Raw genomic sequence first — 14249 nt, forward strand, 5'->3', positions numbered from 1 at the left:
CTGGCTTTAGACCATCAATTGGCAGGAGAATTTAGGGCATGGAAAGAGGATCTTTAGAAGAATTGAGGGGCTCTATTCGACAGAAAGAGCAGGGACTGATTGCACAAGAAGAAGACTACTATCGTGCCAAAAGGCGACTGGCAGGGAGCATGAGGGACTTGGACGACCGTCACCGCCGTCTAGCGGATGCTTTGGGGCAAGAGCAGGAGAAGATGAAGCGCTTGCTTTTCCACCATGATGCTAGACCAGAAGCGGCAGCACATTTCGAGAGGAAAGTTCGGGCACTGCAAGATGAATCCGATTGGGCTTATAGGAAGAGACTGCATGCCTTGGAGGAGGAGATGGAGCAATTAAGGCGCCGTTTTTATCAGGAGCGTGATCAGTTGGAAGTAGAATTACATGATTTAAGGAGGCAATACCATGAACGGACTAACTAGCTACTACTTACAAGCAGATAGCGAGCCAGACTTTAACGAAATGATACGCTCCTTGCAGAAGTCCTATGCCCATGTTCAGTCTGCTTTCATTCAAGGAGACCATAAGTCGGTGCAGGAGCAATTTGAGACGGACGGTAAGAATCTAGTGTCCCGTATCCAAGTAGCAGTCAAAAATATTCACGGGCAGGTAGACACTGCCATTAAGGGGGAGGGTGCTAATGCGCTCAAACAGGCAGTTGAGGCAATACTCCCTAAATATGAGAAGATTTTTTCAGCATAGAAGAAAGTAAGGACAAAGAGCACCTGCTTCCCCAGTCTATTTGAGATTGTGGAAGATGGGAGACAAAACGAGAGAAACTCGTATCAACCGCCCTCGTATTTTAATATATAGTTATTTAGTTTGCTTTTAGTACTAGCTCAAACAGTCTGTGGATAGACTGTTTGAGGTTGGAAATAAAGAAAACGAAGTTTTCGTCAACCCAGTCTGTGGATAGACTGTTTGAGGTGAGAGATGAAGAAAACGAAGTTTTCGTCAACCCAGTCTGTGGATAGACTGTTTGAGGTGAGAGATGAAGAAAAGGAAGTTTTCGTCAACCCAGTCTGTGGATAGACTGGTTGAGGTTGGACATGAAGAAAAGGAAGTTTTCGTTAAAAGTCGTAGGTAGTTGTCTAGTTGATAACTAGCTAAAGCTAGAACATCTGCGTCCCCTAAAGGGAGCCATACCTGTAATCAGCTAAAGCTGAAACGGTTATGGCTCTTTTTTCTGAGCTTTTAGCCCGTGTTCAATTACAAAAGATACCCTAAATGACTATAATTTGTTTACAAATATTTTATTTTGTGATACACTCCCCTCGAAGAAAGCGCTTTCTTTAAAAAGAGGACGGGAATAAATAAGAGGAGGATCGTCTCATGGCTTTTAAGAAACAAGAACGTTTCAGTATCCGAAAATTGTCTATCGGAACTTGTTCATTGGTAATTGCTGCCTTTCTAGTTAGTGGTTGGGCAAACCCTGTTTTAGCTGAAACTCCATCAGAGTCAAGTCAGCTGGAAACCGGTCTGGCAGAATCTCCCCCAGTAGGAGAAACGGCAGAACCAACACCAGAGGTTAATGCAGAACCCGCTCCGGTAGCCAGCGTTACAGAACCAGTTGTAGCCAGTTCCGTCCAACCCGCCCCAGTAGCTAAGGTTACAGAACCATTTGTAGCCCGCTCCGCCCCACCCGTCCCGGTAGCCAGCGTTACAGAACTAGTTACAGCCAGTTCTGCCCGTCTGGAACCAGCTCAACCCGCTGAAAGTCAGACGATACCTGTGACAGAGAACATTTTTGCCAAGGGGACAGTGGCTGATACCAGTCGGCAGTATACGATGCAACGTTATATGAGGTGCTTACAGAGGAATCTCGTGGCAGGGGTGATCTGACAGCTTGGAAAAATGATACTGCTAATGCTCAACTTAGTGTGGCAGTCAAGGATCAGAATGTAACCAATCTGACAGCGACAGTTAGTGATTTTACAGGAGAAGCTGGTACCATTGCAAGTTCAAACGTGACGGCAACCTTTATCAAGTCAACAGATGCTTTCACAGGCATGCCGGGTTACGGTGACCCAACACGACCTATCCCGCAGGGGAATCGTGCTGAGGCCAATGACATTCTCTATACCACTAAACCTGTCAATGTGGCGGCAGCACATCTGCAAAACCTTTGGTTAACTGTTCATGTGCCGAAAGACGCTGTCGCAGGGACTTATCGTGGTCGTGTGTCCTTGACGGCAGATCAGTTTGCGGAAGCACTTCATTTTGACTATACCTTGACAGTTCAAGATGCTTCTTTGCCAGATGCTGTTGATTTCAAAAATGGTTTCGATATTGAACTTTGGCAAAACCCAAACCGTGTTGCAGAATACTACAATGTTGAGCCTTTCTCTGATGAGCATTTAGCCCTTATGCGCCCTCATATAGAGAAATATAAATCAATCGGTGGACATACCGTGACAACGACCGTCGTAGACGAAGCTTGGGCTGGTCAGACCTATGGTGAGGGTGAAATCAAATTTCCATCTATGGTCAAATGGAGCAAGAAAGCTAATGGGAAATTTGCCTTTGATTATACGATTTTTGATAAGTGGGTAGAGTTTAACAAATCTCTCGGTATTGGCGATAAGATTGTGGCTTACAGTATTGCGCCATGGCCCCAGTCTATCCGTTACTTTGATGAAGCTAGTCAGAGCTACAAGGTACAGCAGGCTAAAAATGGTACTAAGGAGCATACAGAAGTTTGGCGTGAATTTTTGCAGGACTTCATGCTCCATACAGAATCTCGTGGCTGGAAGCAAGATGTCTATATTGGGATTGATGAGCGTGGTTTCCATGTCAATGCTTTTAATCTCATTGATAGTGTGATGGGGATTGATGCTAAACCATTTAAGACAGCGGGCGCTATGGATCACTTTATTCAAAACAAAGACCTTGCGATGCGATTGACAGACTGGACGGTCGGCTCAATTGCTGTCAAAGCACATCCGAGAGAGTTTGAAGAGCTACGAGCAGCTCGTGAAAAACTTGGTCTTAGAACAACCATCTACACTTGTACGGGGCATATACCGGGCAACTTTGCCCTTAGTGACCCGGGTGAAAGCTACTGGACCATGCTCTACGGAGCTTCTGTTAAGGCAGACGGTTACTTGCGCTGGGCTTACGATTCTTGGGTTGAGAATCCGTTGGTAGATACGACTCACAATGCCTTTGAAGCCGGAGATCCCTTCTTGGTTTACCCGGGGGATAAGGGAGCCGACGGCCCACGTTCAAGTCTCCGTCTTGAAAAAATGGCAGAAGGGGTTCGTGATGTCAATAAACTTCTCTGGATTAAGAAAGAAGTACCAAGCTTTAGTGCTAGGGTTGATGACTTGCTAAGCACTGTCAAAGCCACCTATCCAAACAACAAAATCTACCTGACAGAAGCAGGCAAGGTTCAAATGGCTAATGACATGGCAATCTTGAAAGAAAAGATTAACGCTCTTACTGAAGAAGCATTAGCATACAAGAAAACAGCTGTTGCAACAGTTGAGTCTGTTCGGATTAGAGCAGAAGATCCCCTATCCCTCCTAGCAGGTAGTCAGCAGACCTTGACAGCAGCAATAGAACCAGAGAACTTGCTCAATAATCTTATTACTTGGTCTTCGATCAATGAAGCTGTCGCAACGGTTGACCAATTCGGTAAAGTAACAGCAAAGCGTGCTGGTAGGACCAAGATTGTGGCAAGGTCACAAGCTGACCCAAGCAAGACTTCTGAATTAGTTGTTGAAGTGAAGCCACGTGTTCTTTCAACAGAAGATTTGGTGAACCACTACATCTTTAGTGATGAAAATCCTGGTCGAGATTCCGTGACTGGTAAGGATGCTCATATCACTAGCCAAGACTTGGTTGCTTTAGAAAACGACTTTAAGGTGCTTAGAGTATCACCAGATAAGGCGATTGTTTTGAGTGATAAGAATAGTAGCCTCAATCATGACTGGACAGTTGCCTTCTATGTGTATCGTCAGACGGAAGCGAACAATATCCGTGAGTCTGTCCTAACCTCAGCAGATGGTGAACGGTCATTAGATCTGGCAATTTCACCAAGAAATGCTTGGATGGGAGTTCACGTTGCTAACCGTGATGGTCAATGGTTGACCTTTAAGAACAAGCCAAGTAAAAACCGATGGCATCATGTTGCCTATGCTAATACTGCTGCAAATGGTCTTAGCGTCTATGTTGATGGTGAGTTAGTCGAAACAATCAACTGGACTAAGAATAAAGATTTCTTCGCCCCGATTGAAAAGATTGGTGGTAATGGCTTTAGTGGCTTGTTGACAGATTTGCGTGTTTACCGTCGTGGATTGAATGCTGAAGAAGTCCAAACCCTCTTGACTAATACTGACGAAGTCGGTTTAGTTGTCTCAAAAACCAATATGGAAGCGATCGTTGGTGATAAGGTTGCTATTGATGCTTACTATGTTCCAAGCGGAGATGAAGCAACAGTCCTAACCTTTACTTCGTCAGACCCAGCGATTGCAACGGTTGATGAATTTGGTGTCATGACCCCACTGGCTAAGGGAACTGTAACTATTACCATCAATCACCCGGCAAGTAATAGCAACAAAACTGTAACTGTTGAGGTTTCTAAGAAACTCAATCATCATTTTGCTATCACAGAATACCGTCTTCCAGAAGCCAACCTATCTGATATTGAGAAAAAACCTGGTACAGATAGACAGTATCTTGGTCAACCAGATATGATTATGCTGGATGATAATATGACCTTGATTACAGCTTATCCAGTAGGTCACGGAGCAGGTCCGATTGTGATGCAGATTAGCCGTGACGGCGGTAAAACATGGACTGAAAAGACAGATATTCCAAAAGATTGGGCACATTCTTACGAAACACCAACCCTCTACAAACTCAATATGACAGATGGTAGGACCAAGCTCATGATGATTACAGGTCGTCCAGAGTGGCATCAAAACACCACAGGTGGCTGGCAGACCTCGATTTCAACAGATAATGGAGAAACATGGTCTGATTACACCAATCATCATCCAATGCTTGGTGATCAAAAAAATTTCTCAGTCGTTGCGATGGCAAGTCTTGTACAGTTACATAATGAAGCAGGTCAGCCGATTGACAAGTGGCTGGGGGTTTACCATAATAACAAATATGAAAACTTCAAGACCTACTTGACCTTTGATGAAAATGGCAACCAAGTGTGGTCAGAACCAGAACACTATTTAGCTTCTTATCGCGATGTAGAGAGCCTTTACCAAATCTGTGAAGTCGGTATTTTCCGCTCGCCAAATGGTAAACGTCTCGTTGCTCTAGGGCGCTCACAGTCCCACAACCATCACTCGGTGATGTTCTATTCAGATGATGAAGGGAAAACATGGAGCAAGCCAGAGCAGATGCAAGGTGGCCTGCAGGGTGAACGTCACAAGATAGTTTATGATCCAATTAGTGGCCGTCTCATTGTGACGTTCCGTGAAATTATTTTAGACTACAACCGTAATGGTAAGATTGAAAATAATGATTGGATGGCTGGTGACTGGGTTGCTTGGGTTGGCACTTACGACGATTTGATGGCTCAAAATGAAGGAGAATATCGGATTCGTATCGCTGAAGACTGGTCTAATAACACGAAATCTGGAGATACAGGTTATGCAGGGATTGTCGTTCAACCGGATGGTACCATCTTGACCAATTCGTATGGTCACTGGGATAAGGACTTCTCTTACAGTTGGAAGAAAGGGATTACTACTGATCTTTCCTATATTAAATTAGCTATCTTTAAGCTGGGTCAAGTTGATCAGGCCTTGGGCAGAGTTGATAAGCGTGTTGTCGAGCCTTTATTGGCTAAATTGGTAAATGTTGATCCGAGTCTCTACACGGCTGAATCCGTTAAAGCGTTGAAAAATAAGGTAGCTGTTCTTGTAAGACTTGTTGAGGCGACAGATAGCCAGCAGATTGAGATTGACCGTGCCTTAGTAGAGTTGGAGGCAGCCCTTGTAGCCCTTGAGGCAGCTGTTTCAACAGATACTGACAAAACAGAAGTAGACCTGAGACCATTAGACCCTGCAGCTGAAAAACCAAAAGTGCCACAAACACCACAGGTGACACCGATGGTTCATAAGGTTGAGGCAAGGAATAAAGAAAAGGGTTCAGTCCTAGCACTAAAAGTGACAGAAAGGCTGCAGGCTATACAGATGATCCACGAAGTGGAGGCGGCAAATAAAGAAAGTGTTTCAACTCTAGCATCGAGAGTGAGTGACAGTAGTCGTCCAGAACATAGGCTCCCTAAAACAGCTGGCGCAGTTAGTCTTGGTATGGTCGGAGCTTGGCTTATTTATAGCTTTATTGGTCTCTGTCTAGGTCGCAAACGTTCCTAATCGCAGACAGCTATCATTTTTGGTAAGTGAAAAGCTTCGGTGGAGGCTTTCAGCCTACCCCTAAAAGTAGCCGTAACTGTTCCAGATACGGCTCTTTTCCAGTGCTTAACCCGAGGTTAGTTATACAAGATAAAGCGTACGGTGAAAATAATTTGAAAGAATGCATGTGACAAGAAAATCGTTACATGCATTTTCTTCATGTCTATGGCGTGTTTAAACTATCGCTCTATCTTGAAAGTAGAGGGGAAACATGCTATAATGGAACGAACACAAAATAATACTCTTTAAAAATCAAAAGGATACTTTGTCAACTTCCCTTAAAACAAGAAGGAACAGAGTTCTATCTCCAACTTTCAACGATCTCCCAGATAGTTGAAGCAACCTCTCTTTTTGATTTTCCTTGAGTATAAGAATCGATACAAGTAAGGAATAAAATGGTAAATATTTTAAAAACGATTATCGAAAACGATAAAGGTGAATTAAAAAAATTAGAAAAAATGGCAGATAAGGTCATTGCCTACGCAGATGAGATGGCTGCCTTATCAGACGACGAATTGCGAGCTAAAACCGTAGAATTTAAGGAGCGTTACAATCAGGGAGAGACTCTTGATGAGCTTCTGTATGAAGCCTTTGCGGTTGTCCGTGAAGCTGCTAAACGGGTGCTGGGACTCTACCCTTATCCTGTTCAGATCATGGGGGGGATTGTTCTCCACCACGGTGATGTGCCAGAGATGCGTACAGGGGAAGGTAAGACCCTAACGGCGACTATGCCGGTTTATCTCAATGCCTTGTCTGGCAAGGGTGTACACGTTGTCACTGTCAATGAGTATTTGGCGAGCCGTGACGCCACAGAAATGGGAGAAGTCTACTCTTGGCTAGGTCTTTCTGTCGGAATTAACTTAGCAGCGAAATCCTCCCTTGAAAAACGTGAAGCCTACAACTGTGATATTACCTATTCTACCAACTCGGAAATCGGTTTTGACTACCTCCGCGATAACATGGTGGTTCGTGCAGAGGACATGGTGCAACGTCCTTTGAACTTTGCCCTAGTTGATGAGGTAGACTCTATTTTGATCGATGAGGCACGGACACCATTGATTGTTTCAGGTGCCCAAAGTTCAGAAACCAATCAGTTGTATTTCTTGGCGGATAATCTGGTCAAATCCTTGGATGAAGCTGACTACATCATAGATGTTCCTTCAAAAACCATCAGTCTATCTGACTCTGGAATTGACAAGGCAGAGAGCTTCTTCAAACTCAAGAACCTCTACGATATTGAAAATGTTGCCTTGACGCACTTTATTGATAATGCCCTTCGCGCGAACTATATCATGACCTACGACATTGACTATCTCGTAAATGATGAGCAAGAAGTCATGATTATCGATCCATTTACGGGTCGTACCATGGAGGGTCGTCGTTACTCTGATGGCTTGCACCAAGCGATTGAGGCTAAAGAAGGTGTGCCTGTTCAGAATGAATCAAAGACAAGCGCGTCTATCACCTATCAAAATCTCTTCCGTATGTATAATAAATTAGCGGGAATGACGGGTACAGGTAAGACCGAGGAAGAAGAATTTAGAGAAATCTATAACATTCGTGTAGTTCCAATCCCAACCAACCGTCCGATTGCCCGTATCGACCATGAAGACCTATTGTACCCAAGTTTGGAGTATAAATTTAATGCAGTTGTGGCAGATGTCAAGACACGCTACGAAAAAGGGCAGCCTGTCTTGGTCGGTACCGTTGCAGTGGAGACCTCTGATTACCTCTCAAAACGTTTGGTGGCAGCAGGTGTTCCTCATGAAGTCTTGAATGCTAAGAACCACTATCGTGAAGCACAAATCATCATGAATGCCGGTCAACGCGGAGCGGTGACGATTGCAACCAACATGGCGGGACGCGGTACGGACATCAAGTTAGGTCCAGGTGTTCGTGAACTCGGTGGACTTTGTGTGATCGGTACAGAGCGCCATGAAAGCCGCCGGATTGATAATCAGCTCCGTGGACGTTCAGGTCGTCAGGGAGATCCGGGTGAATCTCAATTCTATCTCTCTCTGGAAGATGACTTGATGAAACGTTTCGGATCAGAGCGTATCAAGGCCTTTATGGAACGTATGAATTTGACCGAAGAAGAGTCTGTGATCAAGTCTAAGATGTTGACCCGTCAAGTGGAGGGGGCTCAAAAACGTGTTGAAGGAAACAACTACGATTCTCGGAAACAAGTTCTTCAATATGATGATGTGATGCGTGAGCAGCGTGAAATTATTTACCGCCAACGTCAGGATGTCATCACTGCTGACCGTGACCTAGCTCCAGAAATCAAGGCGATGATAAAGCGGACAATTGAACGCCAAGTGGCAGATCATAAGGCAAGCAAGCGCGACGAGGCTCTAGAGGCAATTCTACGCTTTGCTCAAATCAACCTTCTGCCAGAAGACACCATCAGTCTAGCTGATTTAGAAGGTAAATCTGATCAAGAGATTGTCCTTGATTTGTACAATCGTGCCTTGGCTGTTTACGACAGTCAGGTAGCTAAGTTACGCGATGAAGACCGCGTGCGTGAATTCCAAAAAGTCTTGATCCTTCGCGTAGTAGATAATCGCTGGACAGACCATATCGATACGATGGATCAATTGCGCAATGCAGTTAGCCTCCGTGGCTATGCGCAGAACAATCCAGTTGTCGAGTACCAGTCAGAGGCCTTTGAAACCTTTAAGGAGATGATCGGAGCCATTGAATTTGATGTGACACGTCTCATGATGAAAGCACAAATTCATGACAATATTGAGCGGGAACGAACCAGTCATGAAGCGCGTACAACGGCTGTCAAGAATATCGTCCCAGCTCAAGCTGTCACGGGTGATCAAGTAAGCTTTGAAGGCGTTGAGCGCAACGATCCATGTCCATGTCAGTCTGGTAAGAAATTCAAGAACTGTCATGGTCGCAAACAGGTATACTAATAAGATATGAGGGAGGAGTAAGGAATCCGACATTCGCTAGAATACGGATTTCTCACTTCTTTTTTAAGAAATGATTATAGGACACGGAATAGATTTACAAGAAATAGCCGCTCTTGAGCAGGCGATGAAAAAGCACGAGCGATTTGCTAGGAAAGTATTGACCGAAAAGGAATTTGCCCGATTCGAAGAGTTGAAAAACCGTCGTCAGCTAGAGTATCTAGCGGGGAGATGGTCGGCAAAAGAGGCCTTTGCCAAAGCACTTGGCACGGGGATTGGTCAGATTGGCTTTCAAGACATTGAAATTTTGACAGATGATAAAGGGGCACCTTATATCGCCAAATCCCCTGTTCAAGCCAAGGTTTGGCTCAGCATCAGTCATTCTGCTGGTTTTGTGCAAGCCAGTGTGATTTTGGAGGAAGTAGATGAAAGCAAGCATTCATAGACCGACAAAGATTCAGGTCAACTTGTCAGCTATCTCAAATAATTTGGAGCAGGTCAAGCGCCATTTACCTAAGCAAACCAAGGCTTTTGCGGTAGTTAAGGCAGATGCCTATGGACACGGGGCGGTTGCAGTGGCGCGACAATTGGAACCTCAAGTAGATGGCTTTTGTGTTTCCAATCTGGACGAGGCCTTGGAACTGCGTCAGGCAGGTATCACGCAACAAATCTTGATTCTCGGTGTGGTGCCAGTAGAGGTTGTGGCAAGGGCGATTTCAGAAAAGATTACGCTGACAGTTGCAAGTGTAGAGTGGGTAGAAAAGCTGCTTGACTATGGCGTGTCTTTGCAGGATTTGCAGGTTCATTTCAAAGTGGATACCGGTATGGGGAGGATCGGTTTTCGAGACAGTCAAGCCCTCAACCATGCCATGAGTGACTTGAGCCGAAAGGGTGTCATTATCGAAGGGATTTTCACACATTTTGCGACAGCAGATGAAAAAGACGACAGCCATTTTCAAGCCCAACTGTCTCGCTTCAAAGAGTTGCTTGCAGAGCTGTCTCAAGTTCCTCCCTGTATTCATGCTAGCAATTCCGCAACCAGTATCTGGCATGCAGATACCGTCTTTAGTATGGTTCGCCTAGGCAATGTGTTATATGGTCTCAACCCGAGTGGACATGAGTTGGAGATGCCTTATCCTATTGAACCAGCCCTGCAATTGACATCTGAACTAATTCATATCAAAGAAGTAGAAGCAGGTGCCAGTATCGGTTATGGGGCAAGCTACCATAGCTCGCAGTCCGAATATATCGGCACGATTCCGATCGGCTATGCAGATGGTTTTTTACGAGCCATGCAGGGATTTTCCCTCTTGATTGAGGGAAAACTCTGTCCAGTTGTCGGTCGTGTCTCCATGGATCAGATTACGGTCCGTTTACCGCAAGGCTATGCCTTGGGCACACCCGTGACCTTGATTGGTCACAGTGGGAGCCATACCATTTCCGTGCAAGACTGGGCGGATTACCTCGGCACCATCAACTATGAAGTGGTCTGTGCTTTATCCGACCGCATTCCTCGCTATTATGATGAAAAATGACTAGCTACACAGCTGGTCATTTTTTTTAAGGAATTGTAAGGTATGAGGTGAGGAGGATAAGCGACAAAGGGAATCAGTTGTGTCACCAATTTCCCTCCCTGTACGAGAGTGGAAGTAGTTTCTCTACCAATATTTTAGGAGTGGCATTTCAAAGCCCTCCTATCTTGTTTGTTCAGTGCTTAATTTTTCAGAAATAACTTGACAATTGGAGGAAAGGTGAGTAGAATAAGAGGAGAGGTTATAACCAGTTATGGGTTAATATGTTCATCTAAGTAGAATCTAGTCTTATCGAAAGGAGACTATATGTCAAACTATATTTTTGCTAAGTCTATTATTTTGTCCGACCGAGAGGTGGAAAATGCCTACCTTGAGATTACAGATGATGGACGATTTGGAGCGATTTTGACGGAAAAACCAGATGCTGACATCGTGGACTATTCAGACTATCATATCGGGCCTGGTCTTGTGGATACGCATATTCATGGCTATGCTTCCCACGATGTTATGGACAATGATTTTGACGGTATTAAGGTGATTTCAGAAGGGCTCTTGTCCTGCGGTGTGACCTCTTGGTTGCCGACGACCTTGACGGATTCCACAGAAAATCTGGACGCGGTCTGTGCAACGATTGGCCGTCATGCAGGTGAGGAAAAAGGAGCGAAGATCCAAGGAATTTTCCTTGAAGGGCCATTTTTCACAGAGAAATACAAGGGGGCTCAAAATCCTAAGTATATGAGCGACCCATCTGTGGAGAAATTGGATCAATGGCACCGCCTGTCCGAGGGCTTGGTCAATAAGATTGCTATTGCTCCAGAGCGTGACGGAGTGGAAGAATTTATCCACTTTGCCAAGGAGAAAAAGATTCATACTGCCCTTGCCCATAGTGATGCAACCTATGATCAGGCAAAGAAAGCAGTCGAGGCAGGTGCTAATATCTTTGTTCACGTCTATAATGGTATGAGCGGACTTCACCATCGGGAACCGGGAATGGTCGGTGCAGCGCTTGACTTGAAGAATGTCTTTGCAGAGGTGATTTGTGATGGCCATCATGTACACCCAGCTGCGGTCGAGATTGTTATGAAAGCGCGTGGTGTGGATGAAACAGTTCTCATTACAGACTGTATGCGTGCTGGTGGTCAAGGAGAAGGCGATTCTCGTCTCGGTGAGTTTGAAGTAGTGGTGAAAGATGGGACAGCGCGTTTGAAACATAATGGTAGCCTAGCAGGCTCTATTCTGGAATTGATTCAAGCGGTTGAACATATCGTGGAATGGGGCTTGGCAGGCCTAGCGGATGCGGTTCGTATGGCTTCACTTGCTCCAGCAAAATCTGTTAACATTGATCATCTCTGTGGACAAATTGCAGCAGGTCGTGCGGCAGATTTCATCGTCATTGATGACAAGGGACGTTTGCAGGCTACTTATTTGGATGGTGTCAAGCGTTTCAGTGCTGAGTCGCTATAATACTAGAGTGTTTATTGGCAGAAAGCCAATTAATATTGTTTATATTCTACTTTATCTAGGAGGAAGATAATGGAAAAATTACAACTTTCACAGACGAAATACAATCACCTCGTTCGTCTATCAAATGATGAAAAAGTGATTGCCGCCCTTGCGATTGACCAACGAGGAGCCTTGAAGCGCCTCTTGTCAGCTGCAGCAGATGCCAATTTTGGTGATGACATCTTGGTGGACTTCAAAAAGGTTATCTCAAGTGATTTGACCCAGTATGCAAGTTCGATCTTGTTAGATGCAGAATACGGTGTACCAGCAGCTGAACTGCGTCATCCAGATTGTGGCTTTATTGCGGCTTATGAAAAAACGGGCTATGATGCCTCAACGCCAGGTCGCTTGCCTGACTTGCTTCCGAATTGGTCTGCGAAACGGATCAAGGAATTGGGCGCAGATGCGGTCAAAATCTTGCTCTACTATGATGTAGATGATAAAGCAGAAATCAATGAGATCAAGCATGCTTGGGTAGAGCGGATCGGTAGCGAGTGTGTCGCAGAAGATATTCCATACTTTGTGGAAATCTTGACCTATGATGCAAGCGATATGGATGTGACTTCACGGGAATATGCAGCTTTGAAGCCTCGTAAGGTTAACGGAGCCATGCGTGAATTTAGCAAGCCACGTTACAATGCGGATGTCTTAAAAGTCGAAGTGCCAGTCAATATGAACTTTGTTGAAGGCTATACTGATCAAGAGCCTGTTTACAGCTTAGAGGAGGCTAAATCCTACTTCAAGGAGCAAGCAGAAGCAACGCATTTGCCATTTATCTTCTTGAGCGCAGGCGTATCTGCCAAGCTATTCCAAGAAACCTTGGTAGTGGCAAAAGAAGCAGGTTCTAGCTTTAATGGGGTGCTTTGTGGTCGCGCTACTTGGAAAGATGCAGTTGCCGTCTTTGCCAAAGAAGGTGAAGCAGCAGCTAAGAGCTGGTTGGCAGACCAAGGTCGTCAGAATATGGAAGAACTAAATGCCGTTCTCGCAACAACTGCAAGTTCTTGGCTCGATAAAGTAGAAGTAAAATAATATGCAAAAATCCAACTCTGTATCAAGAGTTGGATTTTTATAAGAATTTGCTTTTTGATTTCTATTTGCCGTAGCTGTTGGGGGCTATGTCTGCTTACGGATAAAGTAGTGACTGTTATAGTCATTTAGTTTATATTTTTATTACTTCGTTAACTCGTCTTGCTGTACCATTGAGAAAAGTTACACTTTTCTTATCTGTCACTTGTCTAGTTATCAACTAGACAACTACCTGCGACTCGTTGCCTAGTACTAAAAATGAACTAAACGGCTATAATACCTGAAAGAGTGAGCTTTGAGTTTTTCACGGACTTTGTATCTTGGAATTGGACTCGGACTAAAAGCTCGGAAAAAAGAGACGCAGATGTCTAGCTTTAGCTAGTTACAGCTGTGGCTCCCTTTAGGGATAAATCTTCCTAGCTCTAAAGGTATAGTATACCTTTGGAGGCGGGAAATATAAGTTTGCGGAGCAAACTCCCCTAGTTTCTGCGTCGAATTTTCTATTTTCGCTTTGAGTTTTTAACGGGCTTTGTATCTTGGAATTGAACTCGGGCTAAAATTCTAGTGAAAAAGATAAATTGCCTTGTGTCTTGGGACACGTCGCCAATTTCCTATTTTCATACGAATTTTTAGACGCCCTCGTATCTTAATTGAACTCGGGCTACAACTCACTGACAAAGCGTAATCAAAAGGTTGAGTAACCCTAGATAACATCACAGTAGGCATCTGATTGTCGCTAGCACGCCAATCTAGTTGCCTTTGTGGGGGTCTCACGACGAAGCGAACCGCTTCTGTTCGGCCGCCTATTTTGTCTAGGAGTTGTTTAACGCCCTCGTATCTTGTATAACTGAACTCGAGCTACGAGCTGTGCA

General features: G+C 44.7%; 9 protein-coding genes. All 9 read left to right on the forward strand.

Annotated elements, in window-relative coordinates:
- The first annotated feature begins 38 nt into the window (after positions 1-38).
- The 9 genes from BU200_RS06575 to lacD all read left to right on the forward strand — a co-directional run bounded on the left by BU200_RS06575 (position 39) and on the right by lacD (position 13380).
- Complete coding sequence (locus tag BU200_RS06575) at positions 39-437, forward strand: hypothetical protein (RefSeq protein WP_075099420.1); 399 nt, start codon at positions 39-41, stop codon at positions 435-437.
- The gene (locus tag BU200_RS06580; RefSeq protein WP_075099421.1) at positions 421-717 is read left to right on the forward strand and encodes a PH domain-containing protein; all 297 of its coding nucleotides are present in this window, start codon (positions 421-423) and stop codon (positions 715-717) included. Before BU200_RS06575 ends, BU200_RS06580 begins: the two co-directional genes overlap by 17 nt.
- A gap of 630 nt (positions 718-1347) precedes the next feature.
- The gene (locus tag BU200_RS06585; RefSeq protein WP_075099422.1) at positions 1348-1857 is read left to right on the forward strand and encodes a YSIRK-type signal peptide-containing protein; all 510 of its coding nucleotides are present in this window, start codon (positions 1348-1350) and stop codon (positions 1855-1857) included.
- A complete protein-coding gene (locus tag BU200_RS06590) occupies positions 1821-6356 on the forward strand; it encodes a glycoside hydrolase domain-containing protein (protein ID WP_075099423.1) in 4536 nt (1511 codons plus the stop codon). Before BU200_RS06585 ends, BU200_RS06590 begins: the two co-directional genes overlap by 37 nt.
- 434 nt (positions 6357-6790) lie before the next feature.
- A complete protein-coding gene (secA, locus tag BU200_RS06595) occupies positions 6791-9319 on the forward strand; it encodes a preprotein translocase subunit SecA (RefSeq protein WP_075099424.1) in 2529 nt (842 codons plus the stop codon).
- A gap of 70 nt (positions 9320-9389) precedes the next feature.
- Complete coding sequence (gene acpS, locus BU200_RS06600; RefSeq protein WP_075099425.1) at positions 9390-9761, forward strand: holo-ACP synthase; 372 nt, start codon at positions 9390-9392, stop codon at positions 9759-9761.
- Positions 9742-10851 carry an alanine racemase gene (alr, locus tag BU200_RS06605; protein ID WP_075099426.1) on the forward strand — a complete coding sequence of 370 codons (1110 nt, stop codon included), beginning with the start codon at positions 9742-9744 and terminating at the stop codon, positions 10849-10851. Before acpS ends, alr begins: the two co-directional genes overlap by 20 nt.
- Before the next feature lie 303 nt (positions 10852-11154).
- A complete protein-coding gene (nagA, locus tag BU200_RS06610) occupies positions 11155-12312 on the forward strand; it encodes an N-acetylglucosamine-6-phosphate deacetylase (RefSeq protein WP_075099427.1) in 1158 nt (385 codons plus the stop codon).
- Between the two features lie 69 nt (positions 12313-12381).
- Complete coding sequence (gene lacD / locus BU200_RS06615; RefSeq protein ID WP_075099428.1) at positions 12382-13380, forward strand: tagatose-bisphosphate aldolase; 999 nt, start codon at positions 12382-12384, stop codon at positions 13378-13380.
- Positions 13381-14249 lie beyond the last annotated feature (869 nt).

The organism is Streptococcus acidominimus, from assembly GCF_001921825.1.
Classification (GTDB): Bacteria; Bacillota; Bacilli; order Lactobacillales; family Streptococcaceae; genus Streptococcus; species Streptococcus acidominimus.